Origin of the sequence: Micromonospora foliorum (assembly GCF_022229015.1) — a bacterium.
GTDB lineage: Bacteria > Actinomycetota > Actinomycetes > Mycobacteriales > Micromonosporaceae > Micromonospora > Micromonospora foliorum.
The window spans coordinates 1-1,753 of the sequence record NZ_JAKKFF010000472.1; the positions used below are offsets into that span (position 1 = coordinate 1).

Annotated in this window: 1 protein-coding gene; it reads right to left on the reverse strand. The window is 75.4% G+C overall.

Features of this window, described 5'->3' with window-relative positions; all coding sequences use genetic code 11:
• Positions 1–1,753 (reverse strand): FtsK/SpoIIIE domain-containing protein (locus tag PSH25_RS28330; RefSeq protein ID WP_238661946.1); only part of this gene is annotated, 1,753 nt, incomplete at both ends.

A 1,753-nucleotide genomic window follows, 5' to 3' on the forward strand; every position in this document is an offset into this window, starting at 1 on the left:
GGGCGCGCGGCAGCCGCAGCGCCGCCGAGCGGGACTGCACGTCGATGATCTCGCCCAGCAGGGCCACCGGGTTGCGCGGCGCGGTCCCGTCCGGGGGTACGGCGAGCGCCCGGAAGTCCGGGGCGTCCGCCAGGCGGGGGATCGCGTCGCCGTCGAAGAGCCGGGCGGGCGCCGCGTCGGGGGCGCGCATCCGCCACAGCCGGTGCTGCAACCCGCTCCAGGTCTCCCAGTCGCTGGCCGACGGGATGCGGGCGACCTCGTTGCCCTCCACCATGCCCGACTCGGCGTTGACCACCGCGTGCCAGCGCGGCAGCGACTGCGCCGCGTCGTTGCGCTCGGCGAGGATGCGCAGCGCCTTGGGCAACGCGATGCGCAGGGTGAACTGGGCGACCAGCGCGGGGCGACCCCACAGCGCCTCGATGCCCCGTACGTCCTGCGAGGCGAGGACCAGGTGGATGCCCTGGGACCGGCCGCGGCGGGCCAGGTCCTCCAGCAGGTCGGCCGCCTCCCGGGCGACCACGTCCCGGCCGGCCAGCAACATCTGGAACTCGTCCACCACCGCGACGATGCGTGGCCAGTGCCCGGTCGGGTCGACCGCCCGCAGCTCGGCCAGCTTGGTCACCTCGTGCTTCTTGGCCGCGTCGGCGCGTCGGCGCAACTCCTCGGCGAGGAAGCGCAGCAGCGCCAGCCCGAACTCCCGGTCGGTGTTGACGTTGATGCCGACCAGGCGCATGTGCGGCAGCCAACTCGGGTCGCGCCGGCCCTGCGCGAACCGCGCGAAGGAGACCCCCTCCTTGAAGTCCAGCAGGTAGAACTCCAGCTCGGCGGGGGAGTAGCGGGCCGCCAGGGCGCCGATCCACGCGAAGATCAGGTTGGTCTTGCCGGTGCCGGACGGCCCGCCGATCAGCGCGTGCGGTGGATAGTCGCCAAGCGTCAACCGCACCGGTCGGCCGTGCGGCCCCTCACCGATCGGCGCGGTCAGCCCGTCGGCGGAGTCCTCCCGCCACATCAGCTCGGGCGGAGGCAGCAGGTCGGTGAAGGGGGTCGGCGGCGGGCCCGCGTTCACCCGGGCGGCGACGTCCCGGCAGGTCTCGGTGACCAGCGTCGGCGGTGGCGGCGGGTCCAGCCGGACCGGCAGCCCGGCCGAACCGCCGATCCGCGCGCCGGACACCCCGGCCACCACCCGGGTCACCGTCGGATCCTCCGGCAACGGCACACCGTGCACCACCAGGTGTACGCCGCAGGCAGCGCCGGCCCGCACCACCCGGTCCAGTTGCCCGCGCTCGTGCCGGTTCAGCTCCTCACCACCGAGCAGCACCGCCACCCGCCACGGTTCGGGGCGTCGGCCGGTCGCCGCCGCCAGTTCACGCAGCGACGCGTACTCGCCGGCGAGGACCGTCTCGTTGATCCGGCGGATCTGCTCCACCAGGTCGTCGAGCAGTGGGCCCAGCCCGCCCGGGCCGACGAAGGTGAGCAGCCCGGCCGTGCCCAACGGGGAGATCCCGGCCAGTCCGCCGCCGAGCTGGTCCGGGTCGTACCCGATCAGTCGTACCGCCCCGGGGTCGGCGCGGCCGACGGCCCGCAACAGCAACGCGGAGACCACCGCGTCGCAGCCGGCGCGGTCGTCCCCGGAGAGGTGGACGTGCCCGGCGTCGAGCAGCGGCACCAGCGCGGGCACCGGGTCGACGCCGTCGATCCCGACCGTGCCGACCCGCAGCGCCCCGGGCGGTTCGGCCCGCCAGGAGGCGCCCGG